Source organism: Caballeronia udeis, assembly GCF_001544555.2.
Classification (GTDB): domain Bacteria; phylum Pseudomonadota; class Gammaproteobacteria; order Burkholderiales; family Burkholderiaceae; genus Caballeronia; species Caballeronia udeis.
This window is the reverse complement of the sequence record NZ_FCOK02000020.1, coordinates 56,794-82,921: the sequence shown is the minus strand read 5'-3', so window position 1 is coordinate 82,921 and position 26,128 is coordinate 56,794. Positions and strand designations below refer to the sequence as shown.

Annotated in this window: 25 protein-coding genes and 2 pseudogenes; 11 read left to right on the top strand and 16 right to left on the bottom strand. The window is 60.8% G+C overall.

Features of this window, described 5'->3' with window-relative positions; all coding sequences use genetic code 11:
* Positions 1–11: 11 nt before the first annotated feature.
* Positions 12–1,397 (bottom strand): dihydrolipoyl dehydrogenase family protein, encoded by a 1,386-nt coding sequence (locus tag AWB69_RS16440; protein ID WP_062086508.1) that lies wholly within the window; start codon positions 1,395–1,397, stop codon positions 12–14.
* A 321-nt stretch (positions 1,398–1,718) separates the two neighbouring features.
* On the opposite strand from AWB69_RS16440, the gene AWB69_RS16435 reads away from it, so the two are divergent.
* The gene (locus tag AWB69_RS16435; RefSeq protein ID WP_062086507.1) at positions 1,719–2,636 is read left to right on the top strand and encodes an AraC family transcriptional regulator; all 918 of its coding nucleotides are present in this window, start codon (positions 1,719–1,721) and stop codon (positions 2,634–2,636) included.
* A 19-nt stretch (positions 2,637–2,655) separates the two neighbouring features.
* On the opposite strand, the gene AWB69_RS16430 is transcribed toward AWB69_RS16435, so the two are convergent.
* The 3 genes and pseudogenes from AWB69_RS16430 to AWB69_RS16420 form a co-directional block, all read right to left on the bottom strand.
* Complete coding sequence (locus AWB69_RS16430; RefSeq protein ID WP_062086597.1) at positions 2,656–3,009, bottom strand: DOPA 4,5-dioxygenase family protein; 354 nt, start codon at positions 3,007–3,009, stop codon at positions 2,656–2,658.
* A gap of 130 nt (positions 3,010–3,139) precedes the next feature.
* Positions 3,140–3,568 (bottom strand): type VI secretion system baseplate subunit TssE, encoded by a 429-nt coding sequence (gene tssE, locus AWB69_RS16425; protein WP_062086505.1) that lies wholly within the window; start codon positions 3,566–3,568, stop codon positions 3,140–3,142.
* Positions 3,565–4,320: pseudogene (locus AWB69_RS16420) on the bottom strand (AAA family ATPase); the annotation flags it as partial. The pseudogene AWB69_RS16420 and the gene tssE, both read right to left, overlap by 4 nt.
* Before the next feature lie 19 nt (positions 4,321–4,339).
* On the opposite strand from AWB69_RS16420, the pseudogene AWB69_RS16415 reads away from it, so the two are divergent.
* The 3 genes and pseudogenes from AWB69_RS16415 to tssJ form a co-directional block, all read left to right on the top strand.
* Positions 4,340–5,119: pseudogene (locus AWB69_RS16415) on the top strand (type VI secretion system baseplate subunit TssF); the annotation flags it as partial.
* 74 nt (positions 5,120–5,193) lie between these two features.
* Positions 5,194–6,162, top strand: coding sequence for a type VI secretion system baseplate subunit TssG (gene tssG / locus AWB69_RS16410; RefSeq protein WP_062086595.1), 969 nt, complete (start codon positions 5,194–5,196; stop codon positions 6,160–6,162).
* A gap of 17 nt (positions 6,163–6,179) precedes the next feature.
* Positions 6,180–6,863 carry a type VI secretion system lipoprotein TssJ gene (gene tssJ / locus AWB69_RS16405; RefSeq protein ID WP_063977825.1) on the top strand — a complete coding sequence of 228 codons (684 nt, stop codon included), beginning with the start codon at positions 6,180–6,182 and terminating at the stop codon, positions 6,861–6,863.
* Between the two features lie 126 nt (positions 6,864–6,989).
* Here the strand turns inward: tssJ and AWB69_RS16400 are convergent, their stop codons facing one another.
* On the bottom strand, positions 6,990–8,501 hold the full coding sequence (locus tag AWB69_RS16400; RefSeq protein ID WP_062086501.1) for a CoA-acylating methylmalonate-semialdehyde dehydrogenase: 1,512 nt from the start codon (positions 8,499–8,501) through the stop codon (positions 6,990–6,992).
* Between the two features lie 108 nt (positions 8,502–8,609).
* Between AWB69_RS16400 and AWB69_RS16395 the strand changes: the two genes are divergently transcribed.
* Positions 8,610–9,551, top strand: coding sequence for a LysR family transcriptional regulator (locus tag AWB69_RS16395; RefSeq protein ID WP_062086593.1), 942 nt, complete (start codon positions 8,610–8,612; stop codon positions 9,549–9,551).
* Positions 9,552–9,555: 4 nt separating this feature from the next.
* Here AWB69_RS16395 and AWB69_RS16390 read toward each other — a convergent pair whose 3' ends face one another.
* Positions 9,556–10,779 carry a diaminopropionate ammonia-lyase gene (locus AWB69_RS16390; RefSeq protein WP_062086499.1) on the bottom strand — a complete coding sequence of 408 codons (1,224 nt, stop codon included), beginning with the start codon at positions 10,777–10,779 and terminating at the stop codon, positions 9,556–9,558.
* The gene (locus AWB69_RS16385) at positions 10,779–11,987 is read right to left on the bottom strand and encodes a M20 aminoacylase family protein (RefSeq protein WP_062086497.1); all 1,209 of its coding nucleotides are present in this window, start codon (positions 11,985–11,987) and stop codon (positions 10,779–10,781) included. Before AWB69_RS16385 ends, AWB69_RS16390 begins: the two co-directional genes overlap by 1 nt.
* 153 nt (positions 11,988–12,140) lie before the next feature.
* Here AWB69_RS16385 and AWB69_RS16380 point away from each other — a divergent pair, with 153 nt between their 5' ends.
* The gene (locus AWB69_RS16380) at positions 12,141–12,632 is read left to right on the top strand and encodes an Lrp/AsnC family transcriptional regulator (protein WP_062086495.1); all 492 of its coding nucleotides are present in this window, start codon (positions 12,141–12,143) and stop codon (positions 12,630–12,632) included.
* A gap of 52 nt (positions 12,633–12,684) precedes the next feature.
* Here AWB69_RS16380 and AWB69_RS16375 read toward each other — a convergent pair whose 3' ends face one another.
* A complete protein-coding gene (locus AWB69_RS16375; protein WP_062086493.1) occupies positions 12,685–13,872 on the bottom strand; it encodes a pyridoxal phosphate-dependent aminotransferase in 1,188 nt (395 codons plus the stop codon).
* A gap of 103 nt (positions 13,873–13,975) precedes the next feature.
* Positions 13,976–14,911, bottom strand: a complete 936-nt coding sequence (locus AWB69_RS16370) for a LysR family transcriptional regulator (RefSeq protein WP_062086491.1) — start codon at positions 14,909–14,911, stop codon at positions 13,976–13,978.
* Positions 14,912–14,988: 77 nt separating this feature from the next.
* On the opposite strand from AWB69_RS16370, the gene AWB69_RS16365 reads away from it, so the two are divergent.
* Entirely contained in the window at positions 14,989–15,660 is a 672-nt protein-coding gene (locus tag AWB69_RS16365) for an HAD-IA family hydrolase (protein WP_062086489.1), read from the top strand.
* Complete coding sequence (locus AWB69_RS16360) at positions 15,657–16,799, top strand: DSD1 family PLP-dependent enzyme (RefSeq protein WP_062086488.1); 1,143 nt, start codon at positions 15,657–15,659, stop codon at positions 16,797–16,799. Before AWB69_RS16365 ends, AWB69_RS16360 begins: the two co-directional genes overlap by 4 nt.
* 17 nt (positions 16,800–16,816) lie before the next feature.
* On the opposite strand, the gene AWB69_RS16355 is transcribed toward AWB69_RS16360, so the two are convergent.
* Positions 16,817–18,277, bottom strand: a complete 1,461-nt coding sequence (locus AWB69_RS16355; protein ID WP_062086486.1) for a purine-cytosine permease family protein — start codon at positions 18,275–18,277, stop codon at positions 16,817–16,819.
* A 416-nt stretch (positions 18,278–18,693) separates the two neighbouring features.
* Between AWB69_RS16355 and AWB69_RS16350 the strand changes: the two genes are divergently transcribed.
* A complete protein-coding gene (locus AWB69_RS16350) occupies positions 18,694–19,953 on the top strand; it encodes an MFS transporter (RefSeq protein ID WP_062086484.1) in 1,260 nt (419 codons plus the stop codon).
* Between the two features lie 37 nt (positions 19,954–19,990).
* Here the strand turns inward: AWB69_RS16350 and AWB69_RS16345 are convergent, their stop codons facing one another.
* From AWB69_RS16345 to AWB69_RS16330, 4 genes are all read right to left on the bottom strand, one after another.
* Entirely contained in the window at positions 19,991–20,659 is a 669-nt protein-coding gene (locus AWB69_RS16345; RefSeq protein WP_062086482.1) for a YceI family protein, read from the bottom strand.
* Between the two features lie 57 nt (positions 20,660–20,716).
* Positions 20,717–21,229: a DUF3455 domain-containing protein gene (locus AWB69_RS16340; protein WP_062086480.1), complete on the bottom strand. Its 513-nt coding sequence runs from the start codon at positions 21,227–21,229 to the stop codon at positions 20,717–20,719.
* 100 nt (positions 21,230–21,329) lie between these two features.
* On the bottom strand, positions 21,330–21,935 hold the full coding sequence (locus AWB69_RS16335; RefSeq protein WP_231937134.1) for a superoxide dismutase: 606 nt from the start codon (positions 21,933–21,935) through the stop codon (positions 21,330–21,332).
* A 381-nt stretch (positions 21,936–22,316) separates the two neighbouring features.
* Entirely contained in the window at positions 22,317–23,333 is a 1,017-nt protein-coding gene (locus tag AWB69_RS16330; protein WP_062086476.1) for a 1-aminocyclopropane-1-carboxylate deaminase, read from the bottom strand.
* Positions 23,334–23,493: 160 nt separating this feature from the next.
* On the opposite strand from AWB69_RS16330, the gene AWB69_RS16325 reads away from it, so the two are divergent.
* Both AWB69_RS16325 and ppnP read left to right on the top strand, forming a co-directional pair.
* A complete protein-coding gene (locus tag AWB69_RS16325) occupies positions 23,494–24,003 on the top strand; it encodes an Lrp/AsnC family transcriptional regulator (protein WP_062086474.1) in 510 nt (169 codons plus the stop codon).
* 149 nt (positions 24,004–24,152) lie between these two features.
* Positions 24,153–24,473 (top strand): pyrimidine/purine nucleoside phosphorylase, encoded by a 321-nt coding sequence (gene ppnP / locus AWB69_RS16320; RefSeq protein ID WP_062086472.1) that lies wholly within the window; start codon positions 24,153–24,155, stop codon positions 24,471–24,473.
* Between the two features lie 85 nt (positions 24,474–24,558).
* Here the strand turns inward: ppnP and AWB69_RS16315 are convergent, their stop codons facing one another.
* Together AWB69_RS16315 and AWB69_RS16310 are read right to left on the bottom strand one after the other, a co-directional pair.
* Positions 24,559–24,954: a hypothetical protein gene (locus AWB69_RS16315; RefSeq protein WP_062086470.1), complete on the bottom strand. Its 396-nt coding sequence runs from the start codon at positions 24,952–24,954 to the stop codon at positions 24,559–24,561.
* Positions 24,955–25,237: 283 nt separating this feature from the next.
* Positions 25,238–26,128, bottom strand: a complete 891-nt coding sequence (locus AWB69_RS16310; protein ID WP_269447483.1) for an alpha/beta hydrolase — start codon at positions 26,126–26,128, stop codon at positions 25,238–25,240.

Here is a 26,128-nt window from a genome sequence, read left to right as displayed (position 1 = left end):
TTGAAGCCCTCTCACGCTCTCTCGGGGATCTTCGCGAACAGCAGGTTCAGCCCTTCCACGATGGTCGGATGCGAGAGGATCGCGTCCCGAATAGCGGTGTACGGGAGATTGCCGAGCATGGCCATCTGCACCGTCGCAACCACTTCGCCCGCGTTCGATCCGAGCATGGTGAAACCGAGGATGCGATCCGATTGCGTATCGACAATCGCTTTCATGAAGCCGTGCATATCACCGGTCGTGCGGGCGCGGGGGACAGACGCCATCGGCAGTTTCGCCACGCGCACGGCGATACCTTGCCGTTGTGCATCGCTTTCGTTGATACCAATGCGCGCAAGCTCCGGTTCGATGAACATGGCGTACGGAATCACGCGATCGCGCGTAGTCAGATTGCCGCCCGCGAGTTGCGACTTGAGCACGCGATAGTCATCGAATGAAGCATGCGTGAACATCGGCGTGCCCGCGACTTCACCAATCGCCCATGTGTTCGGAGCGGACGTTGCCAGGCGTTCATCCGCTTTGATAAATCCGCGTTCATCGAACGCTACGCCCGCCACGTCCAGTCCAATGCCTGCCGTGCGCGGCACCCTGCCCGTCGCCACCAGCAGATGCGTGCCCGTCAAGCGTGTGCCGTCGCTGAGTTCGACCGTGACGGATTGCCCTGAGCGGCCGCTGACTTGCAAGGGCTTGACCGCCACCCTTATGTCGATCCCTTCGCCTGCCAGGATCGATTCGATTGCATCCGTAACGTCGGAGTCCTCGCGCATCGCAACGCGTGGCGCCTCTTGCACGACAGTTACGTTACTGCCCAGCCGCCGGAACGCCTGCGCCATTTCCAGCCCGATATATCCTCCGCCGATCACAATCAGATGCTCCGGGAGCGAGTCCAGTTCGAGTGCTTCAACATGTGTCATGGGGGCGGCGTCGCGCAGCCCGGGAATATCCGGAATCGCGGCGTACGTCCCAGTGTTGATGAACACATTAGTGCCTTCAACCACGCGTTCCCGTCCATCGTTCATCGCCACCTGAATGCGGCGTGGTGCTATGAAATGTCCAGTGCCGAGGATCAGGTCGAAGCCCGATGCTTCGAACGCTTTTGCGTTGATATCGACCATGCCGTCCACAACCGCACGCACGCGGCGATGAACCTCCGTCATGTCCACCTTCGCGTCGTGAACGGCGCCCTTCAATATGTCTGCGGATTGCACGGCGTGCATGATGTGTGCGGTTTGAATCAGCGCCTTGCTCGGAATACATGCCACGTTGATACACGAGCCGCCGATCATTCCCTCCTCGACTACAGCGACGCGCTTGCCTGATTTGGCCAGTTCCATCGCCAGCGTCTTGCCGCCCTTTCCGCCGCCCAGAAACACATATTCGAATTGTTCGACCGTCGACATCTTCAGCTCCCTTTCAAAGGTTTGGACATAGCTGAACCTAGCTGGTAAGGAAGAATTCGCACTATGCCGAGAGAGCGGGTTCGTTTCGATGCCACCCTGCCCCCGCCATGAGGTAAATGTAGGCGCGCACGGCCCAAATCTCCATGCCGGAGCGGCTCGAATGGCTGCTCGTTCGTCTCATTGCCAGGGCTTCGTTGCGGACGAATTGCGTAAGGTCAACGACATTCGCGCAAGTTGCGTCCGATCAGCGCGGGTTTTGTTCTCCGGTAAGATCGCTACGCCGGCTGTCATGCCTTGCCCCTCACGTCGCCCAGCTCAACCATGGATGCACTCGACCGACTGATCCAGTTGTCCCGCCTGCAAGGCGCGCTCGACCTGCGCTGCCTTCTTAGCGGCCAGTGGGAACTGGACCATCCGCCCGCTCCACCGAGCGAAGCGGTATACCACGTAGTGCTCGCCGGAAGCTGCCTCCTCAAATTCCGGGGGAAAGCGGACGTGCTGCTGGAAACCGGCGATATTGTCATGTTGCCGCGCGGCGATGCCCACGTGTTGCGGGGACTTGAACCGGCTAACGGTAGCGAACCGGTTGAGATGGAGAGCCGCGATAATGGCGTGGTGACGGTGCGCTCCAATTGCGGGCCGAATGCCGCGAGCCTCGATTTGTTATGCGGCCGCTTCAACTACGCAGCTAACGCATTACTCATCGACGTGCTGCCGGATCTCGTGAAAATGTCCTTTGCCCACGCCGATGTCCCCGACCTCACGTGCATGGTCGGCATGATGCGCAAGGAGGCGAGCGAGGCAGCGCCCGGCGCGTATTCCATTGTGTCGGCACTCTCTACTGCACTGTTTACCCTGTTGCTGCGCGCGCACCTTGAACAGCAGCCCTCCACCACCGATGTACTCGCGCTGCTCGCGCATCCGCGGCTTGGGGCATCGGTCATTGCCATGCTGGAACGGCCGGCTGAGCAATGGACGATCGAGATGCTGGCGCAGCAATCGGCAATGTCACGCGCCACCTACATGCGAACCTTCAGCGCACTCACCGAAGACTCGCCGATGACCCTGCTCACCCGCATTCGCATGCAGCTTGCGGGAACGCTGCTGACGCGTACATCGAAGAGTATTGCGGAGATTGCGGACGACGTCGGGTATCAGTCGGAATCCGCATTCAGCAAGAAGTTTAAAGATGCATATGGGGTTGGGCCGGGTGGATTCAGGCACGCGCGGGGGGTGTGAGCGGAGTGGACTGATTCGGTCAGGCCATGAAGTTGTCGAGCAGCAGCTTGTGCGAGTGGCCGATCCACACGGCCGCGTCGCGATGGTCTCGCAACGGATCTCCGGTGTTGGGATGGAGGAAAACGTCCAGCACGCCGTGGTTAAGCGTCAGCCATTCGACGATATCGGCGAATTGTGTGCGTTCGAAAGCAAGCTGGTACGACCATTTAGGATGCGGGCCGACAGGCTTCTCGTGGAACCGGCCCAGTTGCAGGGTATCGCCGAACCGCGTCGCGATTTCCTCGCGGAGTTGCCACGCGGCGTCGCGGGTGGGGGCGTCGAAGTAGATGTGGGCATGCCAGGTTTGGATAGGCGAGGCGGTGGGGAGGGTCATGGGGTGGGGTTGGTTGCGCGGGCGGGGATCTGGATATTCTATTACCTCGACGCCCAGCTTGGTCGCGTTAGCTTTCAATACCCTCTCCTTCGTGCGTCGCGTCTCCTGTGCGACGCACACTAAAGGCCTGCTACCGGTCGATATCCTCACACGTTGTAAGCCGGGCTTGTCCCTCTGGCGTGAAATACGTGCCATAGCGCACAAGTCCCCCTTGGTGCAGTTCGCAGGTCATCGTGAAACTGAGCAGCATGCCGTCCTCTGGATCGGCGGAAGTTATATCGATCGATTTCAAACGTGGCTCATACTTGAGCAACGTGTGTTCAATCTCGCGCCGAAGTGTATGTGCCGAGGCCGGCATGTGCCGGTAAATCTTCGATAGATCACCCAGACCGTAGTCAGGCAAATGCGCGAGGCTCTCGCGGCGACTATTCAAAATGCGCTGGATGTTGTCGCGCACAGAAAGGAACGTTTGCTGGTTCCGGCTGTGAAGACCAATCGGGTCACCGTTCGCAAAATGCCCCGTCACCGCTTCGAACAACCCAGGTCCGCCGCGCGTCATGGCGTGACTTCTTCCCTGTTCGACACCGCATGAACATCGTTTGGTGCCTCATCGAAATCGACCGCGATTCCGCCGTCATCCGAGTACGACAGCCTGACCGCATGAAGCGCCTGAGCTTGCGACACACGCACCAACAACTCGCGCGAAAGCACGGGCAGTATCTGCTGGTCGAGCAGGCTATCAATATTGCGCGCCCCCGAATCCGGTAACTGACAAGCACGCACCAGCTCACCGATCAGCGCGTCGTCGCAAATAAGCGGCAGGTTGAACTTACGCTGGATGCGCTGTGCGACCTTCGCAAGCTTCATTCGTACGATCGTGGTCATGGCGTATGAAGAAAGCGGCCGGTACACGACCGTCTGGAATCGGGCCAGCAACGCCGGCTGAAAATGTTCGATCAGCGTCGGCCTGATCGCCTCCATCAGCATGCCGGTGGTGACCTCACCGCCGGCTTCGACCACTGCCTCCTGTGCCGCCATGATCTGGTCACTGCCCAGATTCGATGTCATCACAATCACCGTATTGCGAAAGTCAATCACACGTCCTTCACCGTCGCGCATGAAACCACGATCGAATACCTGGTAGAAAACGTTCAACACATCGCGATGTGCTTTTTCCACTTCATCGAGCAGAATCAGGCTATAGGGCCGTCGACGCACGGCTTCGGTCAGCACACCGCCCTGGCCGTAACCCACATAGCCTGGTGGCGAACCCTTGAGCTGAGACACCGTGTGGGCTTCCTGATACCGCGTGCATACGGTGGATACGTCGGGCGATTTTGTCGAAACCTATTCGGTGGAGTCGATCGTCGGGTTCGAAACATCCAACGGTACCCGCTTCGAGTACGCGCCGTTCTCGTCGTTCCGGCACCGCGGCGGCATGCTGCGCCATGAGATGCCCGAGTGATATTTCCATACGCGGGCTCGACGCGGCCCGTCAGGACGGTTCGACACGTGGGTGGTGTTGGGCGGCCATGCGTGGGAAGGTGAGACCACGCTTCCGAAAGAAACGCTATCGCTTTCGATTACAGGCACAAACGGCATGCTGCCACGCAAGGGCCTTCGAGAAGCAAGTATCAACCGCACGCGTGGTGGTTTTACGAACGTAGCATCGGTGAGAAACCTCACGGCTCCAACCTTGCCTGTGTATCCACCAACAGGTGACCGCTTTCATTGGCGTGTGCTTTCGCATCTCGCACCGAACTATCTCTCCCTGCTGGATGCAGAAATCCTGCGCGGCAGTCTTGCGCTCTACGACTGGACCGATGGAGAACTGAACCGGCGGCGTATTGATGCGATCATCGACGTCAAACATCGACCTCTGCAAAAGCTCGTCAAGGGTGGCTTGCTGCGCGGCGTGGAAATCGAAGTCACGCTTAACAGCGACAAGTTTGCTGGCGATGGCGATCTCGCGTTGTTCGGCGAGATGCTGAATCGCTTCCTCGCGTTGTACGCGACGATGAATATCTATACGAAGCTGGTAGTCATTTCGTTGCCGAGTGGACGCCGGAAAACGTGGCCCGATAACAAGGCCGAGGGAGCACCGTTTTGAACGCGCCTCATCGAGAGTTTCCGGTGCTTGAAGAGCGCGCCCTCTTGCCCGCTTTGCTGCACGACGCGACTCGTATGAACTTCATACGCTTTTGTGAGCTGATTGAACTCGCCGCGCCAAACCTGCCACCTCTCGGCTCGACCGACTCACCGGCAAACGAACCGGTGCGGTTTCGCTCGGGTGCCCGACTCGGCTTCCCGGGCAAAGAAATTGATGCGGTCGAATTCGACTACGACGACACATCAAAACCCGCCGCCATCCGCACGACGTTCCTCGGACTCTACGGCGTCGATGCGCGCATGCCTTCATATTTCATCGATGAAGTCGCGCAGAACCGTGACGGCGCTGAACCGTTGTCGGCCTTTCTGGACATGTTCCATCACAGGATCGCGACGCAATTTTACCGGGCGTGGCGCAAGTATCGCTTCCCGATAGGGTTTCGAAAAGACGGTACCGATGACGTCTCCCGTTGTCTGGTCAGCCTGGTGGGATTGGGTATAGGCAATGCCGATATCGAGCAGACAGTCGGCACGCGCAAGCTGCTGTCAATGCTCGGACTCGCCAGCCAGCGCACGCGCACGGCCGAAGGACTCGCGGGCGTGCTGCAACACGCCGTGCCTGATGCAACGATTACGGTCACCGAGTTTCATCCGGTATGGATTCAGTTAAACGAGTTTGAGCCAACGGCGCTTGGTGAGAACTGCGTACTCGGGCGCGGCTTCTACGATCGAGGCAATTGCGCCCGCGTAGTCATCGCACCAACGACACCCGAATCGGTGTTGGGCCTGACGCCCGGACGTGAGGTACACGGCCAGATCATGGCGCTGCTGCGCTTCTATCTCGGCTACGAAGCGAACGCGCATCTGGAGATGCATGTCTCGCCCGACCTGATGCCAAGAGCGGAGCTTTCATCTGACCAGGTGAGCCTTGGTTACACAACCCAACTCGCGCAAGCTGAACGACCCCATACGACAGGCGCCATCACCCGGGTGCAGCTTGGCACGTGGGACGGTCGAACCGCCAAGACCTACCCGACACATTAAAACAATGGAATGCAAGCATGAAGCCCACAACGATCCGACAGACGCAACTCGCCGCCGCGGCGTGCATCATTCTTACTTTCGCGGGATGCGGGGTAGGGCAAGCCGTTAAGAGCGGCACCGTGGACGCGGCGAAATGGGCATTCACCACACAGGTGAAAACCATGAACCTCGACTTCGTCAGCCGGTCTTCGTCGAATACAAGCGGCACCGGACAATCGCTCTCGACCGTGGTGCGAATCTATCAACTGAAGACACCGCAAGCGTTCGATCAACTCGACTACGCGCAATTGCAGACGAATGATATAGACGCACTGAAGGCTGACCTGCTTGGGTCAACGGATCTTGTACTCCGGCCCAATGCGAACGCCAGTATCAGCGAGCCGATGAGTGACGACGCGGAGTACGTCGGCATCGTTGCATTCTTCCGCGATGATGGACGGGATGCGAAATGGAAGCTGGTGCTGCCGAAGAAACAGTGGAAGAAGACCGATCCGGTCAAGGTTGAAGTGCGGGACAGCTCGTTAAGCGTCGCTGGTATCGGCACCGAGGCCTTCAAACGGCACAGTGCACCGCAAACGGTGAACAGCCCGCAAACCGCAAGTCCCAGCGCGCCACAACCCGTCAGGCCGGGTGGGACGCCGTCGGTCAAACCAGTAAGCAAAACGGCGCCCGTTGGAGATGATTGGGCACAACCAGCCTGATTGCGGTCGATCAACCTTCGGTCGGACAAACAACTGCACGGTGGTTACCGACCGATCCACCAATCGACCGCAGGAACGGCGAAAACCACCCGCGCCGCGGTCACCATCGGCGAGGCAAAATCCCCCTCACTTCGCCGTAGGCATCGCGAATTCAGCGCCCTTCTCCGTGCTTTCCGGCCACCGCTGCATGATCGACTTCTGCCGCGTATAGAACCGCACGCCCTCTTCACCATACGCGTGCATGTCACCGAACAAACTGCGCTTCCAGCCGCCGAAACCATGCCACGCCATCGGCACAGGAATGGGTACATTAATCCCGACCATTCCCACTTCAATCCGCCGACCGAATTCACGTGCAATGTGTCCGTCACGCGTATAGCAAGCAACCCCATTACCAAACTCATGCGCATTGATCAGATCAACCGCTTCCGTAAAGTCCTTCACGCGCACACAAGCCAGCACCGGCCCGAAAATCTCTTCCTTGTAAATGCGCATCTCAGGCGTCACGTTATCGAACAACGTGCCACCCGTGAAGAAGCCTTCTTCATGTCCCGGCACCTTCAGACCACGTCCATCGACGACCAGCGAAGCACCCTCTTCCACACCCAGCGCGATGTAACCTTCAATGCGTTCCAGCGCCTGACGCGTGACGATCGGACCCATTTCGGCATCAGCCTCCATGCCGTTCTTCACGATCAGCGTGCGTGCCCGCTCAGCCAATCGCGGAATCAGTTTGTCAGCCACATCACCCACCAGCACGGCCACAGAAATCGCCATGCAGCGCTCGCCAGCCGAGCCATAACCGGCACCAACCAATGCATCGATAGCCTGATCAATATCCGCATCCGGCATCACGACCATGTGATTCTTCGCGCCGCCAAGCGCCTGCACGCGCTTACCGTGTTGCGCGCCGGTCTGATAAATGTAATTCGCGATCGGCGTTGAACCCACAAAGCTGATGGCCTTCACATCGGGATGCACGAGCAGAGCATCGACCACGACCTTGTCGCCTTGCACCACGCTGAACACGCCATCGGGCAGACCCGCTTCCTGCAGCAACCCCGCCATGAACAACGACGCCGACGGATCGCGCTCGCTCGGCTTCAATACGAACGCATTGCCTGCCGCAATAGCGACCGGGAACATCCAGCACGGCACCATGCACGGGAAGTTGAACGGCGTAATGCCTGCCACCACGCCAAGCGCCTGACGCGTCGTCCAGTTGTCGATACCCGTGGATACCTGCTCCGTGTAGTCACCCTTCAAAAGCTGCGGAATGCCGCAAGCGAATTCGATTACATCGATACCACGCGACACCTCGCCCTGCGCGTCGCTGAATACCTTACCGTGCTCGGCGGTGATGATCGCGGCCAGCTCGTCGCGGTGCTTGTTCATCAGTTCCAGAAAACGCAGCATGACACGCGCGCGCCGGATGGGCGGCGTCTCGCTCCAACCCACGAATGCCTTCTTCGCGCTGGCGACGGCGGCGTCCACATCGGCGACATCGCCCAGACGCAGTGTGCGTGCTTCCTGCCCGGTCGCGGGATTGAAAATCGGCTGGGTGCGCGTGCCCGTGCCGGGAACACGGCGGCCCTGGATAAAGTGGCCGACGTCCGCGCGATCGCTGAAGCTCTGCATGATGAGGCACCTGTATGAGTTGGGAATGCTCAGAGTGTAAGAACCCCGGACGTGTCTGCAAAGACGCTATGATTGAAATGATTGTTTTCTATGGCGAACAATGAAGATATGGAAACGCAACGTGTCGAGTCGCTCTGGACCCATCTCTATTGGCTGACAATTCTCGCGCAGCAAGGCAGCTATACCCGCGCCGCCACACGGCTCGGCGTGAGCAAGGCCGCCATGAGCCAGCGGATTGCCGAGCTGGAGCGCGCAGCGGGCGTTTCTCTGGTGCAGCGCACAACACGCAGCGTGCGGTTGACGGAGGCGGGACAGCGTCTTGTCGACCAGACCCGCGGCCAGTACGAGGGAATCGCGCAAAGTTTTGCGGGCGTGCGCGATTCGGCGGGTATCGCCCGCGGCGAGCTGCGCGTCACCGCCCCCGTGGCGTTTGCGCGGCAGCAACTCGTGCCGCATCTGTCGGCTTTTCTTCGGGCAAATCCGGAAGTGCGCGTGCAGCTTGAAGTGTCAGACCGGATCACCTCGCTAGCCAGCGAAGGTTTCGATCTTGCGATCCGTCATAGCGCCGCGCCGCCCGAAACGCATGTGGCTTGGACTCTATGCGCCACACGCTCGGTAATCGTGGCAACGCGAGCGTACCTGCGCCGGCGCGGCACACCCGCCTCGCCACAGGACCTGGCCGCGCATGACTGCCTGTTCTATCCGCGTGCACAAGAGGCGCCGGCCTGGACGTTCGAACGCACGACGGGACGCAAGACAGCCGCCGGGCGCGTGACCGTGCCAATCTCCGGGCCGTTTTCCGCGAACAATAGCGAAACCTTGCGCGACGCAGCACTCGACGACCTGGGCATTGCGCTCCTGCCCGATTTCAGCGCACAAGCTGCGCTGCGCGCGGGGCACTTGATCCGGGTGCTGCCTGAGTGGCAGCCCAAGGGCGGGTTCGCTGAACAGCTTTATATCGTCAGGCCCTACGCGCCACACGTGCCGCGTGCCGTGACCGCGTTTGTAACCTATCTGCGCAAGACCTTCGAAAACGGTTTCTCCGACTAGAAGGCTATGCACCCTCCTTTTGCCGCGCAAGCCAGCCTCTCTGCGCTGCCAACACATCGTCGGCGCGCAGTCCCGTTAGCTGCCGGTACAAAGCCGGCGCGGTCGCGCCTTCGGTGTTCAGCAGCAGCACGTTCGAGCGCTCGTCAAGCCCGAGCGCAGAGCGATCCTCCACGCTGCTGCTCGCCTGAACAAGCCCCGCGAGTCCTGCCGCGCCCGACTCCCCAGCCACAAGAGGCACATCGCGCTCAGCGCCAACGGCCAGGATCCGCATGGCATCGACGGCGGCATCGTCGGGAATGGTCATGAAGACATCGGCGAGAACATGCAGGAAGCGCCAGGCCAGCGGCGACGCTTCCCCGCACGCAAGCCCAGCCATGATCGAGTCGACAGAGCCCGTTGCCAACGCCGCCTGTCCTTTGAGTGCGCTTTGAAACAGGCAATCCGCCTGCTCCGGTTCGACAATCACGCAGAACGGCCGCCGCTCGCCAAAACGCTCGGCGAAGTAACTGACGACACCAGCCGCCAGTCCACCCACGCCACCCTGAATGAACACGTGCGTGTAAGAACCTTCATTGCATTGCTCGATTGCTTCAGCGGCAATCGTCCCGTATCCCTGCATCACATCGCGCGGGATGGTTTCGTAACCCTCATATGAGGTGTCGGAAACGACATGCCAGCCGTGCTCATCGGCGAGACGCGCGGCTTCCTTCACGGACTCGTCGTAGTTGCCGTCGATCTGCACAATCTGCGCGCCCAACTGTTCTATCGCGAGTCGCCGTTCATCGTTCACGTGTCGATGCAGCACGATCACGCAGCGGCATCCAATGCTGCGCGTAGTCGCGGCCAACGCACGGCCGTGATTGCCATCGGTCGCGCTGATGACCGTGAAATCCTCCAGCCGCGTCTTGTAGTGGCCGCCCGTCAACTTGGCCGGGACAAAGTTCTCGTCGGGCCAAAGGCGTCGAATCAAACGGATCAGCGCTATCGGCGCACCCAGCGCCTTGAAACTGCCAAGCGGGGAACGATGGCCTTCGTCCTTCATGCTGATCGATCCAACGCCCAGCCGTGCCGCAAGATCCGGCAAGTCCCACAACGGCGTAGGACCGGCATTCAGCCCATCCCACGTCGATAACCACGCTCGGCTTTCATCTGCGGCTTGAATGTTCAGGATGTCGCGAAGCGATTCGTCGTAGCGGCTCCGGCGCGCGCCCGCGTTATGTTGCAGCATTAAATTTTCCTCGGATTCGGGTTATGGCTAGGGACAACCGGTAGTTTCGTGCGCACGATCTCGGCAAGATAGCGCGCGCCAATGGGCAAGACTGTGTCGTTGAAATCGTAGCGGGCATTGTGAAGCGGGGTCGCACCCGGCTCGCCCTCAGCACCATTGCCGATGAACGCAAAGTTGCCGGGCACCACCTGAAGGAACGCGCGTAAGTCTTCTGAAATCATCATCGGGGCCACGTTGCCGTCCACGTTCGCGGCGCCCACAATTGCGGTTGCAGCCGCGATCGCTGTCGGAACGCATTCCGGCGTGTTCACCGTAGGAACAAACTCGTGCGTGTATTCGAATGAACATTCAGCGCCGTGCGCCGTGCAAATACCCTCGCTGATTTTGCGCATCCGGGTCTCGAGTAACCGCTGCACGTCAGGCGTATAGCTGCGTGTATCGCCCTTGATGATCACCTGTCCGGGAATCGCATTGCGAATGCCATCGGTGAACAGCTCGGTGCAGGAAATCACAGCAGACACACCGGGATCGACACTCCTCGATACAACCGTCTGCAAAGCGAGCACAACCTCCGCTGCAATCACAATGGGATCGATGGTCATATGCGGTCGCGCCGCGTGCCCACCTTGACCATTGATACGGATAACGAAATTGTCTTCACTGGCCATGATGCCGCCGGCCCGCGTCGCAATGGTTCCGGCGCATTGACCGGGAATGTTGTGAACGCCGTAGATTTCATCTACGGGGAAACGCTCGAATAGTTTGTCGGCGATCATCGCCTTTGCGCCCTTGCCGTGTTCCTCGGCGGGCTGGAAGATAAACCGCACGGTCCCGCTGAAATCGCGCCGCTCGCAAAGAAGCTTCGCGGCTCCCAGCACCATGCTCATGTGGCCGTCATGCCCACAAGCGTGGGACTTGCCGGCGCGCACGGACGCGTAGCTGCGCTCCGGTGCTTGCTCATGAATGTTGAGCGCATCCATCTCCGCACGCAGACCAATCACACCGCGACCATCGCCGCAAGACAGGCTCGCGACAAAACCCGTCCCGCCGATACCCCGCGTCACCTCAAGCCCGAAACCTTCAAGCACGCCCGCTGCGAACGTGCTCGTTTCGTGTTCCTCGAAACCCGTCTCAGGCGCGCGATGAAGCCGGTGCCGCCACTGCGTCAGTTGCCTGTCGAAGTCCAACGCCTCGTTGCTCGTGTCCATTGTGTTTCCCCCATGTCCGCCCGATTCCTGTCGTGCTCCAGTATAAGAACCTGTGGATGAGAAAAAATCTCACTTAAGATGCAATCTTCGATAAATTGATTCTATTTACGGCCTTTAAACTTCACGACCGCTGCGTTCACCCCAGGACACCCCATGGCACTTGACCGGCTGGACGTTCGAATCCTCAACCTGCTGCAGGAAAATGCGGCTACGCCGCTACGCGTGCTCGCCACCGAGGTCAATGCGTCGGCTGCGACCTGTCAGCGCCGGATCGCGCAGTTGCGGACGGACGGCGTGTTGCTGAAAGAGGTCGCTATTGTCGACCGCATGCGGGTCGGACGGCCGCTGACCGTATTTGTATCGGTGGAGTTGGACAAGCAGAACGACGCGCTATTGCGCGCGTTCGAGCGTCGCATGATGGCGGAAGGCGATGTGATGGCTTGCTACGAAGTGTCGGGCGAGTTCGACTTCCTGCTGATCGTGAACTCGGCGTCCATGGAGCGTTATCACGCGTTCACGCGCCGGTTGTTTTCGTCGAACAACAACGTGCGCAACTTCAAGAGCAACTTCGCGATGAACTGCTCGAAGTTCGAGACGAAGATTTCGATTGATGACCCGGAAGAGCCGGACGACGGGTCGGCATAAAACGGCACGACGCGGCATCATTCATGCAGCACCAGCACCGCCCGCCCCTGGTTCAACCCTTCGCCTTCCCCACCAAACTCCCAACGAACGCGGCAATGCGATCGCAAGCCTGCGCAAGCCGTGCTTCATCGACCACAAAACCCAGCCTCACATAACCGCTCGCCGTCTCGCCGAACGCGCTTGCATCGAGTACTGAAACACCTTGTGCACGGAACAACTGCCAACTGAAATTGTAGGCATCCAGCCCCGTACCGGTCACATCGACCATCATGAACATGCCTGCCTCGGGCAACAGACAATGCAAGCCCGGCACGTCCCGAAGACGATTGAACACGACGTCGCGCCGCCGCCGGTAGATCTCGCGCATGTCCGCCACAATCTGCGTCCGGTTCTCGAGTGCGGTCACCGCCGCTTCCTGGATGAAACCCGGCAAGCCGTAGAGCATGCACAGCGCAAGCCGCCCCAGATGCTCGATCAGCGTCTTCGGTCCTATCACCCAGCCCACGCGCCAACCGGGCATGGCATGCGACTTGGACAGGCTGCCGATAGTCACGGTGCGCTCGGCCATGCCTTCCAGCGAAGCAATGCTCACGTGCTCGCGCTCAAAGGTCAGGTCCGCATAGACCTCGTCGGCGACGATCCAGAGATCGTGCTTGCGAGCCAATCCAGCAATGCGCTCAAGGTCTTCACGCGGCATCACCACGCCGGTCGGATTGCATGGCGTGGCGAAGAAGATTGCCTTCGTGCGCGGGGTAATGGCTGCCTCGAGCGCCGCGCAGTCCAGATGAAATGCTCTCCGCGGATCAACGGCCACAGGCACCAGCGTCGCGCCCGATGCCCGGACGCTGGCCTCGTAGGTCAGGTACATCGGCTCGGGCACGATGACCTCGTCGCCGGCTTCGCACAGGCACAAGGACGTAGCGAAGACCCCGTTCTGCGCGCCCGCGACCACGATCACATTGCTCGCATCCGCGCTCGTGCCGGTCTGACGCGAATGATCCCGCGCGATAGCGGCCCGCAACGGCTCGCGTCCAATCACTTCCGCGTAATGCGTGTCGCCGCCGCGCAGCGCCGCCACGGCGCGATCGACAATTACCTCGGGGGTAGCAAAGTCCGGATCGCCGACGCTCAGGACAATGACGTCCTCGCCTTTCTGCAAAGCCTGCTGCGCGGCATGATGAATTTCCCATGCAGCCGTGCGCTTGCCTTGCAGGCGCTCGACGAGGTTCGAATACTTCATGCGCTCACTCCCTGAAGCGTGACCACCGACCCGGCACGCGATGATTGATCTCTATTCCCTTCGATTATAAAGTCCGCCATGACGCGAACGTCAAGCGGCTGCGTCAGCGCCCTTTCGTCTTCTCTCCCGCAGCCTCCGCGCCAAGATTCTCCACGAGATAACTCAGCAACGCCTGGATCCGCAGCGAACGCCCCTTGCGCGTGGGCACGAGAGCAATCACCGGCGCGCTGCCGAAATCCCAGTCACTCAGCAACCTCACCAGCTTGCCCGCCGCGACTGCATCGGCCACGTCCCATTGCGAGCGCAGCACGAGGCCGAGGCCTTCTTCCGCCCAACGGCGCGCGACACTGCCGTCGTTCGTGGTGAACGCCGGCGTAACGCGCAGCGTGGTTGGCGACGACAGTTTCCTGCCCGCCTCCGACCTGCGCCGACGCACGCGCCAGAGCGTCACGTCTTCATCGTTTTCGCGGATACAGATGCAGTCGTGTTCCAGTATCTCGCGGGGTTCGCCCGGGTAACCGCGTGCCGCGATATAACCCGGGCTCGCGCACAACCAGCGCTCGTTCGCCAGCAACGGCCGCGCGCTCCAGGAGGAGTCGCGCACCGTGCCGATCTGGATCACGACATCGGCGGCATGGCTGTGCGGCCAGGGCGTTTCCAGCAGGTCGAGTTGCAGGCGAATCCCCGGGTTCGCGCGGGCGAACCGCGCGAGCAACGGCGCAATATGCACGCGTCCAAAACCGAACGGCGCGGCAATCCGAATGTGTCCGGCGAGTTGCGCGGTCTGTTCGCGGAAGGTGTCGGGAAGTGCCTCGATAGCGCTGAGCAAGCCCTGCGCTTCGCGCGCCAGCCTTGCCCCGTCCGCGGTCAACGACATATGCCGGGCATCACGCGTGGCAAGCGTCACGCCCAGCGTTTTCTCGAGCTTCTTGAGCCGCATGGAGAGCGCCGACGGCGTCACGTTCAGGACGCGCGCCGCCGCGCTCAGTGATTCCGAACGCGCAAGCATGGTGACGAGCCGCAGGTCAGCAAGTTCCATCGTTCAATTTTGCTTAAGGATAGATCTGACTGGATTTAAACACAGCTTAGGGTTTCGTCAGTAAAGTCACGTCCATCATGCTCAATCAAACTACTGAAACTTATCCCAAGGCAGTGCTGTTCGACCTGCTCACCGCATTGCTCGATTCATGGAGCCTGTGGAACCGGGCGGCCGGCAGCGAAGCCACCGGCCGCGCCTGGCGCGCGGAATACCTGGCGCTGACCTACGGCTGCGGCGCCTACGTTCCCTACGAAGAACTGGTGCGCCAGGCCGCGGTGCAGGTCGGCTTGCGTGAATCGGCCGCACGCACGCTGGAAGCGCAATGGCTGCAACTCGCGCCGTGGAGCGGCACGAAGGAAGTGCTGCGCAAGCTCGCACCGCACTGCCGGCTGGCGATCGTGACCAACTGCTCGAAGCGTCTCGGCGAGCAGGCCGCCGGCCTGTTCGATGTCGATTGGGACGTGATCGTGACCGCCGAAAGCGCGGGCTTCTACAAACCCGACCCGCGGCCGTATCAGATGGCGCTCGACCGCCTGAAGGTCAACGCGAATGAAGCCGCGTTCGTGGCCGGTTCAAGCTACGACATGTTCGGCACGGCCAAGACTGGCTTGCGCACATACTGGCATAACCGCGTGGGCCTGGCGCTCGTGGAAGGCGCACAAGCGCCCGAGATCGAATCACCCACGCTCGACGCGCTGCTGCCTTGGCTGCGCGGGTTCAACTCATCGAAGGGAACGTCCACGTCATGATCCTGGATCAGATCGAAACCCCCGCCGCGTTGATCGACCGGACGCGCATGCAACGCAACATCGCACGCATGCAGAGCCGGATGGACACGCTCGGCGTTGCGTTCCGGCCGCATGTGAAGACGTCGAAGTGCGTGCAGGTTGCGCAGGCTCAGCGCGATGCGGGTGCTCGCGGCATCACGGTGTCCACGCTCAAGGAAGCCGAGCAGTTTTTCGTGGCAGGCTTCAGTGACATCCTGTACGCGGTGGGGATGGTTGCATCGAAACTGCCCCGGGCGCTGGCGCTGCGGCGCGCGGGATGCGATCTCAAACTGATCGTGGATAACCTGGAGGCAGCGCTTGCCGTCGCGGAGTTCGGCCACGATCATCGCGAAACCTTCGAGGTGTGGATAGAAATAGATACCGACGGTCATCGTTCCGGCGTCCAGCCCGATGAAGCTCGCCTGATCGATATCGGGCGGGCGCTGCATGGCGATGGCACGCACCACGGCGCGCGTCTGGGTGGCGTGATGACCCATGCCGGTTCGAGCTACGACCTCAATACGCCCGACGCACTCGCCACGCTGGCCGAACAGGAACGCGCGGGTTGCGTGCATGCGGCCGAGCGTTTGCGCGACGCGGGCCTGCCGTGCGATGTCGTGAGCATCGGGTCCACGCCAACGGCGTTGGCCGCGCAACATCTCGAAGGCGTAACGGAGGTACGGGCCGGCGTGTATGTGTTCTTCGATCTGGTCATGTGCAACGTTGGAGTCTGCACGACCGGCGATCTTGCGCTGAGCGTATTGACGACGGTTATCGGTCATCAGGCCGACAAAGGCTGGGCTATCCTCGACGCCGGCTGGATGGCGATGAGCCGCGACCGGGGCACCTCGAAGCAGACGCACGACTACGGTTACGGGCAACCCTGCACCCTGGACGGTGCGCCGCTCGACGGCTATGTGCTCATGGGCGCGAACCAGGAGCACGGCATTCTCGCGAACGTCGATCATCCCGACAGAGATATCGCCAGGCATCTGCCGGTCGGAACACGCCTCTTGATCCTGCCGAATCATGCGTGCGCGACGGGTGCGCAATTTCCCGCTTATCACGCACGCTCGGACGATGGGGAAGTGGCCGTATGGGACCGCTTTTACGGCTGGTAGATCGGGCGCCCTCCTGGTTACCTCGACACGGCTTGCGCGTCCATCGGTGTATCGATACGACCTGCATCAGCGGGCAGGATCAGATGCGCCGGCACATGGCGCGCCCCGCGACGTGCTACAAGGAAATAGAGCACCGCCGGAACGATGAGGCCAACGATCCACGAGATGTCCGTGCCGTCGAGCCGGTCAACGAGCGGACCCGTATAAAACGCGGTGGAAATGAACGGCATCTGCACGAGCACACCGAACACGTAGATGCCGATCCCCGTCATGTTCCAGCGCCCATAGCGGCCATCCGGGTCGTACAGGGCCGGCACGTCATAGCGATCGCGGGTGATGAAGTAGTAGTCGACCAGATTGATCGCGCTCCACGGCGTGAAGAAGGCGAGCAGGAACAGGATGAACGACGAGAACTCATGCAGGAACGCATGGCGTCCCGCCAGCGCAAGCGCCATCGCCACGCCGATCATGCCGAGGATGTAAAGCAAACGGCCGCGCCCCGACAGCTTGTTGTCGCCACGCAAACCGCTGACCACCGTCGCGATCGACATCACGCTGCCGTAGGCGTTAAGCGTCGTGATGGTGACCTTGCCGAAGGCAATGACGAAATAGAGCAACGCCGCGACCCCGCCGCTTGCACCCAGCCCAACGACAAACGACACCTCGTGCCCCGAGAACTGCTTGCCCGCCAGTGCCGCCGCGAACACCCCAAAGGTCATGGATGCCTGCGCGCCAATAGCCGAGCCCGCGAAGATCGCCCAGAACGTCTTGCCTGGGGATGTCGAGCGCGGGAGGTAGCGGGAGTAGTCGGCCACATAGGGACCGAACGCGATTTGCCAGGAAGCGGACAACGACATCGCAAGCAGGAAACTGCTCACCGTGAAGTGACGATTCGCCAGCAGCAAGCTCATGTCGTGACCCATGAGCAAGCGCGTGAACATATAGATGAACGCAACAACGCCGACGACGCTGGCGATCCGGCCGATCGCATGAATCACGCGATACCCGAACACCGTGAACGCAATGATCACTGCGGTAAACAACACAATGCCGACCGCGTCGTCCACATGAAATAACTGTGCGACGGCCTGACCCGCCAGCACCGAGCCGCTGGCCGAGAAGCCCACATACATCAGGCACACGAGCGCGATGGGAATCATTGCGCCGTACACGCCGAACTGCACGCGGCTCGAAATCATTTGCGGCAGTCCAAGCTGCGGCCCTTGAGCGCCGTGAAGCGCCATCACCGCTGCGCCGAATACCTGCCCGATCACCAAACCCACCAGCGACCAGAACACGTCTCCACCGAGCACCACGGCAAGCGCACCCGTCACGATCGCGGTGATCTGAAGATTCGCGGCCAGCCACAGCGTGAACTGGCTGACGAGACTGCCGTGGCGCTCGGCGTCCGGAATGTAGTCGATCGTGCGGCGTTCGGCGAGAGCGCGTTCAGGGGCGTCACGGGTGGGGACAGACATATCGATTCCTCTTGATCGCGGCGCCGCTTCATATGCGTGCCGCCAGTTCAGAACACTTAACCGCACGCTTGTTTCGTGCGATGCGGGAGGCCGGGGGACGCGTGCCCCGACACTCCGGCACGGACTATATGACGGACAAAATGTATAGACAAGTTTGTCAGAGTAAGTATTTATACCAATAATGGTAAAGCCATACCGCTAAGCATTCAACTCTCTTTCTATTCATTCATTAATCATATTGACTCTTGTTGTATAGACAAGTAAAGTCGTTTTACTCGCTTTTTCATGCATGCTTTCACAGCATGTTCAGGACTGCGCTGTGCATCGCGGGAGGAACGGCCGTGGCTGATCGAGGCCATGCGGCGCGCGGGCGCCGAGCTTGTCCAACGCCACCTGCCGGTCAAAAGGAATTGACGATGAAAACCAGAATATTCCCGGGCTGGTATGTGGTGTTCGCAGCGCATTTGCTGCTCGCGCTTATCTTCGGTGCCGCGTACTCCTTCGGCGCATTTTTCTCCCACATCCAGGCCAACTTCGACGCGGGACGTTTCTCCGTGGCGTCGGTGTTCTCGCTGACGGCTTTCATCTACTACACGACAGGCGTGTTTTCCGGTTCGCTCGCGGACCGTATCTCGACCCGGGTCGTGGTGAGCGCGGGTGTCGTACTGCTGGCACTCGGTTTTTTTGCCAGCAGTCTTGCGACAGGGTCGCTGCAACTGTTCATCGGGTCTTTTTGTTCGCTCGTCGGGTTGGGTGTCGGTCTCGTCTATGTTCCGACTGTGACGGCAGTCCAGCGCTGGTTCGTGAGAAATCGCAGCAAGGCCTCGGGAATCGCGCTGGCAGGTACGGGACTGGGCACTTTCGTTGGCCCCACCGCGGCGGGGCTGCTGATGCAGCACGTCTCCTGGGAGTCGACCATGCGCATCTTCGCGGCAGCAATCGCGGTAGCCGGAGTGCTGGCAGCCATGCTGGTGAGGAGCAGTCCTCAGGAACTCGGCCGGCTTCCCGATGGGGACCGCCAAGCCGGTACGGGCACCGCGGCGCGCGCTCGGGCACAGTCTGGCGTGCGCCTTGCCGAAGCAATGAGGACCGCGCGTTTCTGGTGGTACTTCGGGGCAATTTTTCTCGGCTCGGTCGGTATGTTTCTCGCAATCGTGCACATCAATCCGTATGCGCGGCAGCTTGGCATATCACCTACCGAGTCGAACCTGCTGATCGGGTTGATCGGCGTGGGCAACGTGGCGGGACGGCTTTTCCTCGGCAGCATAGGGGACCGCATGGGAGCGCGCCGGCTCCTCGTCTACCTGACCCTGGCACTCGCGATCCTGAATATCTTCTGGCTCGGTGCCCATACGTTCGTCTCACTCGCCCTGTTCGCCGTCCTCTTCGGCATGGCCAACGGCGGTTGCATATCGCTTTATCCGTCTGTTACCGCAAGCTGGTTCGGAACAGCGAATCTGGGTGCGATCCTCGGCGCGCTCTATATTGCGGTCGGCATTGCGGCTGTGGCGGGCGGAAGCATCGCTGGACTGCTTTTCGACGTCTATCAAAGCTACTCCGCCTCGATCGTGCTCGGCGCGGTCTGCGCGCTGATGTCCGTCGGGTTCATCCTGATGTCCGGACGACAAGCCCGGCCACTTCCGCTGCGGGATCCGTCCGGCCGTTCCTTCGATTGACCCAGCCGGCGCGTGCTTCCCGCACTCACGCCGCCAATCACTGAGACGCCGCTTCCGGCGTGGCTGCGTCAAACTCCGCCTGGATCGCCACATGTACGTCGTCGCCCACGGCCGGATACCACGTCGATAATCCGAACTGCGCGCGGCTGAAATGTCCGTCGGCGGAAAAACCGAGCGTCTGCAGCTTGGTCAGTGGATCCCGTGCATGCCCGTTGAACGTGACCGCGAGCGTGACCGGCCGCGTCGTGCCATGAATGGTGAGGTCACCGGTCAGTTCGCCCTTGTTGTCCGCTGTGCGCCTGAATGCCGTGCTAACGAAATGAATGGTCGGAAAACGCTCGACGTCGAGCATATCGTTGCCCTTGACCATCTTGTCGAGGAGCGGCACGTTGGTGTCCAGGCTGGTTGCGTCTATATCCGCCGTCACCGTGCTGTGCTCCATGCCGGCCGCATCCCAGTTCAACTGCGCGGTCGTCTTGTCGAAGCGCATGACAAAGCGCGAATACTTGAAGTGATCGACATCGAAACTGACGTTCCAGTGATGCGCGTCGAGTTGATAACGGCCGGCCGGAACGCTCGCTTCATCGGTTGATACCGAATGTGTCACCACGCTCAGTGCGGTGCAGGCCGACATCGACCCAACGACTGCAATGAGCAAACCCGTTCGAAGCGCGCGTAGGCCGGGCAGGAATCTGGAGTCATGCATGCTTGTCCCCTGAAGAAGTCGGCGCACGGGATGCGGTCATCGTGACCCTCGCCCAGGCTACTTGTAGAAAATGTAATTGGCGATGTAAGGCGAGTTGCCAATCTGATGTTCGGTTGAGCAGAGAGCTGTCGGCATCACGCCGCCTGCCGTGTTCACGCGCTGCACATAGCGAATGGCGGACAGTGTGCCGCTTGCCGCGGTGCTGCGGGCTTCGAGCAAGAGTTGCGGCACGCTGGCGGGAGAATCGCTTGGCGTTTGCGCGATCACGTGACCCACGATCCGGCTGCCGTCGTCCGCCTCCCACGAAGGCCCGGCCGAGTGCCGGATCACCGCGTGGCCGCTTGCGTCGTAGAGCGTTGCCTGCGGGTTCTTGAACACCCAGCCCAGACGATGCTGGGCATCGTACTCGCATGAGTAGACCTGCACGCCGGACGCTGTGGTCTCCAGCGCGCGCTCTGCCTGTGGGGGGTCGATGGGAGAAGCGGCGAACGCGGCGGTACTTGCCACGCAGGCTGCGATCACAGCGGTTGCACAACGGACACCGCCCGCACGGTCGAAAATGGTGAACATGAAATCCCTGCTGGAATGGATTGAAGAAAGTGCTCACGAACGAACTGACGATAGATTGTGCGCCCGCGGCCGCGCTGCAGGCAAAATGCCCTCGCCCGCCTCAGACCCGGTCCAGGTTGGCCGACGCGAACGCCCAGTTCAAGTGACCCGACACGGTCGCGACCAGGTAGTCGGGGCGGCGGTTCTGATAGTCCAGGTAATACGCATGCTCCCACACATCCACCGTCAGCAGCGGCACGAGGCCGCGCGTGAACGGCGTTTCAGCGTTGCTCGTCTTGACGACGGCAAGCTCGCCCTGGTCGAGCACCAGCCAGCCCCAGCCGCTGCCGAACTGCGATGCCGACGTGCTCACCAATGCCTTCGTCAACGCTTGCGTTGAACCGAACTTCCGCGCGATTGCCGCCTGGAGTTTTTCGCTTGGCTGGGTCGTGACCGGGCTTAGCGAATTCCAGTAGAAGTTGTGATTCCAGGCTTGCGCGGCGTTGTTGAAAACATCGGCGAGAGCGGGTTGATCGTGGGATTGCATGATCACCTGCTCCAGCGATGCCTGCGCGAGCGGCGTGCCGGCCAGCAGCTTATGCAGGTTATCGAAATACGCCCGATGATGCTTGCCGTAGTGAAAGCTGATGGTGCGCGCCGAGATCACCGGTTCGAGCGCATTGTCAGCGTAAGGCAAGGGCGGAAGCGTTTGCGGCGATGAACCCAGGTACGCGGGAACGACGCTGAGCGGCGCTTTTGCATCGGGAGATTGGGCCGATGTGTCTTGCGTGGAGGCGCCGAACGCAAGCTTCGAGAGTGCGATACTCACCGACGCTAACGATCCGCTTGCGATCAGACGGCGACGGGAAATGAGCGAATTGAGCATGTTGAAACCCGTAAGTGTGGAGTGGTTGCAGCCGTGACCGGTTCACCGGTCTTTGCTGACTGCACTCACACAACACCTCGGGTTCAATGTCTATTCCATCAAGAGCGGCGATTCCTGGCTGGGTATGGATCGACTGCGGGCGAAGCCGCTGGCCGCGTACACGTCACGAACTTCGGATGGGCGCACAACGGGCGTGTGCGTCCCGCACGCTAGTTCAGCCGCTCAACCTTCGCGAAACAGGAAGCTGTAAGCGTTCAACGCCGGCACGCCGCCGAGATGCGCATACAGCACCTTCGAGCCTTCCGGGAACTCGCCACGCTTCACTTTATCGATCATGCCGTGCATTGACTTGCCTTCATACACGGGGTCGGTCAACACACCTTCCAGCTTCGCGCAAAGGCGAATAGCTTCCAGCGTGCCTTCGTTCGGCAGACCGTATTCGGGACCGCCATAACGTTCGTCGAGCACGATGTCGTTCAACGTGATGTCGCGTCCCAGTTCCACTTGCTCAGCCGTTTTCCGCGCGATCCGGTGAATTTGCTCACGGGTCTTTTCAGGCTTGGCCGATGCATCAATACCAATCACCCGGTCGGCGCGTCCATCTGCCGCAAAGCCCACGACCATACCCGCCTGCGTGCTGCCCGTGACCGAGCAGACCACGATGTAGTCGAACTTGACGCCGAGCTCCGCCTCCTGCTGGCGCACTTCTTCCGCGAAACCCACGAAGCCCAGGCCGCCTAGCGGATGGTCCGAACAACCGGCGGGAATGGCATAGGGCTTGCCGCCCGCCTTCCGGACATCTTCCAGCGCGTCTTCCCAGCTCTTGCGAAAGCCGATGTCGAAACCATCGGCGACCAGGCGCACATCCGCGCCCATGATCCGCGACATCTGGATATTGCCGACGCGGTCATACACCGCGTCCGAGTAGTTCACCCAGTTCTCCTGCACCAGCACGCATTTCATGCCGAGGTGCGCGGCAACGGCTGCGACCTGACGCGTCTGGTTCGACTGAATCCCGCCGATGGAGACCAGCGTGTCGCAGCCTTGTGCGATTGCTTCGGGGATCAGGTACTCGAGCTTGCGGGTTTTATTGCCGCCGAATGCGAGGCCGCTGTTGCAGTCTTCGCGCTTCGCGTAAAGGTCGACCTTGCCGCCAAGATGTTTTGACAGCCGCGCGAGCGGCTGGATCGGCGTCGGGCCGAAGGTGAGCGCGTGACGGGGAAATTTCTTGAGGTTCATGTGTCGCTCCGGTAGACATCCAGGTCGTCGCATTAATTTGCGTCGATGAGAAGTATGGTAAAAAACTTTGTCCGAAGCGTGGTTGCGAATAAATTGTCGTTTGTTTAATTCCCACTGGACGAAAGGTGGATCGACCTAATTAACATGTGGGTAAATTGCCATGAGCGCAACAAAAGTTCGTGCCGGTTCACGTGTCAGCGACCCGGCGGGCGCCGAGCTGGACCGCGTCGACCGCGCCATCCTCAGGCAGCTTCAGCGTGACGCCTCTATTTCCAACGTCGCGCTGGCGGACAAGGTGAACCTGAGTGCGCCGGCTTGCTTACGCCGCGTGGAACGGCTTAAACAAGCGGGCCTGATCCGCGGCACGGTCGCGTTGCTGGACCCGAAGAAGCTCAACGCGGGCATGCTGATGATCATCGGCGTGGTGCTGGATCGCTCCACGCCGGAGTCTTTCGCCGCGTTCGAGAAAGCCGCCCAAAAGGTTTCGGGATGCATGGAGTGCCACATTACGACAGGCGAGTTCGACTGCTTCATGCTGGTCCGTACGCGCGACAGCGAGAGCTTTAACCGCCTGCATGCCGAGCAGTTGCTGTATTTGCCGGGCGTGCGCCAGGTCAGGACATTCATGGTCCTGAAGGAAATCCTCTCGACGACCGGTTTCCCTATCTAGCATTTCCGTGCCTGCCGGCCGGGCGCGTGACACGTGCACGGGGTCATTGCCAAGCGGCAGGATAATGACTATGTTTTGCGGGGCAGCAAACCACGCTTAAAGGGTTGGCCATGCCGATCCAACAAACCGGACTATAGGAATTTCAACGCATGACAACGACCGCACAATTCGACAACGCCTCGATCCTCAAGCGCGCAAACATTTACTTCGACGGCAAATGCGTGTTGCATACCGTCCTTCTGAGCGATGGCACGCGCAAGACGCTGGGCGTCATTTTTCCGGCGTTGCTGACGTTCTCGACGCAAGCCCCTGAACAGATCGATGTGAACGCCGGCCGGTGCCGTGTACGTAATCCGGGAGAAGACGCGTGGCGTGAATACGGCGCGGGCGAGTCCATCACCGTGCCGGGCAACACCAGCTTCGAGATCGAAGTGATTGAAACCGTCGACTACGTCTGCCACTACTTCTGAAACGCAGACCGGTCGCTCGCAGCGTGCGCCGCGGCCAGACCTGACCCGCACCTGACCCGATTGACGGCAAACGCCCGCAGCACCGTCAATCGCTCGCCTTCGGCCCTCGCACATCGCGTGCAGGGCTTCCCGACTCGATCTGCCGACGCGCCGCCACCGGACAAAGCTCGGCGTACATCTGAACCAGCCACGCGTGCGGGCAGCCGTCGCTGATGAAAATACCGTTCGCGTTGACGTCGCTCAACCGGATCTGGCGCGTCTGCAAGGCGGCCCTGAACGCGCAGCGTGCCTTGTGCCGCACAAACAGCGCACCGAGCACCGCGATACCGAATAACGTCGCCCTGTGCCCGAACGTGCCCGGATCATCCAGCGGCACGTGCAGCAGCAAGACGATGCAAAGGCAAACCGCCGTCAGCACCGCCACCGACGCCGACAACAGCACCGCGTGGGCGCGCAATGCGATCGACAGGGTGGTTTGCATGACAATCTCTCCGGGCTCGCGCCCAAACGGAATTTGCTTTCGATCTCGAACAAGGCCCGCGTCCATCCGATGCTGCGCCCATGTCGACCGGCAGCGCGGAATGCGGCACGTCGGTAGTTCAAGGGAAATCGGCCGCCGCATGCATGATTGAATCCGCGCTCCTCGTAGAGTGAGCGGGACATGCTTAAGCCACGCTTATCCGCGCGCGGAGCGTTCAGTTACCAAAAATTGTTTTGAAAGCTTCGGCGCCGCTTCAGGCCGCCGCCGGGCTGCTGCCCGGGCTTTATTTGCCGATGGACGCCATCTGCCGGAGACGTCGGGCCAGCGCCTTCGAAACCACTGGCTTCGCGCCACCTTCGGCACTGCTGGCGGCCTCGCTTTCCTTGAGGAACACAGCTGTCTCGCGCGCAACGATTTCCCGCTCGTTGTCGGAGGTGATCATGTGATACGAATCGTCGAGATAGATGGTGCGCAGAACCGTCGATCCGATGTTCGCCGCAACGAACTGCGCATTGCGCGGGCTGGACGTCTCGTCGTCAATTGCATGGATCAGCAGGCAATCGTTCTTGAGCGCCGCCAGTGTTTTTCTCACGCTCGCGGCAAGGCGGCTGGCCTCGTGCAACGCGGAAAGCGAGATGCTCGACGGGCCTACTTCGCTCAGATCATTGCGCTGCATGGCCCGGCCGACCTTCGCGCGCAACGCCTCGTTGCGCAGCCCGAACGGCGACTCCTCGCGGTATCTCCAGCGATTGCGCAACGGCGTGTAATAAGCCCACCCAAGCAGGAATCGATACCACGGCATAGCCCAGCCGTCGTAGTCGAGCGTGACGGACAGCAGCACCATAGCCTGTGCGCTCGCGCGCTCACGCATGAGCGCCAGCGCCAGCGTAGCGCCCATGGACAGGCCGCACACGGACACTCGGGGGTAACGGGCGCTCAGCGCATCGAATTCCCGGACCGCGGCCGCTACCCATGCTTCCATGCGTAGTTCCGGCGTGCCCGCGCTGTAACCGTAAAGGTTGGGCGCGCACGTGGTGAGCCCTTCGCTATTCAGGTAACGCGCGAGATGGCGCATTTCGAGCGGCGAGCTGGACAGGCCATGCAGCATCAGCACAGCGTGATCGCTGCCGGGATAAAAGATCGAGCCGTTCAACGCGGGCGGTTCCTTTGTCAC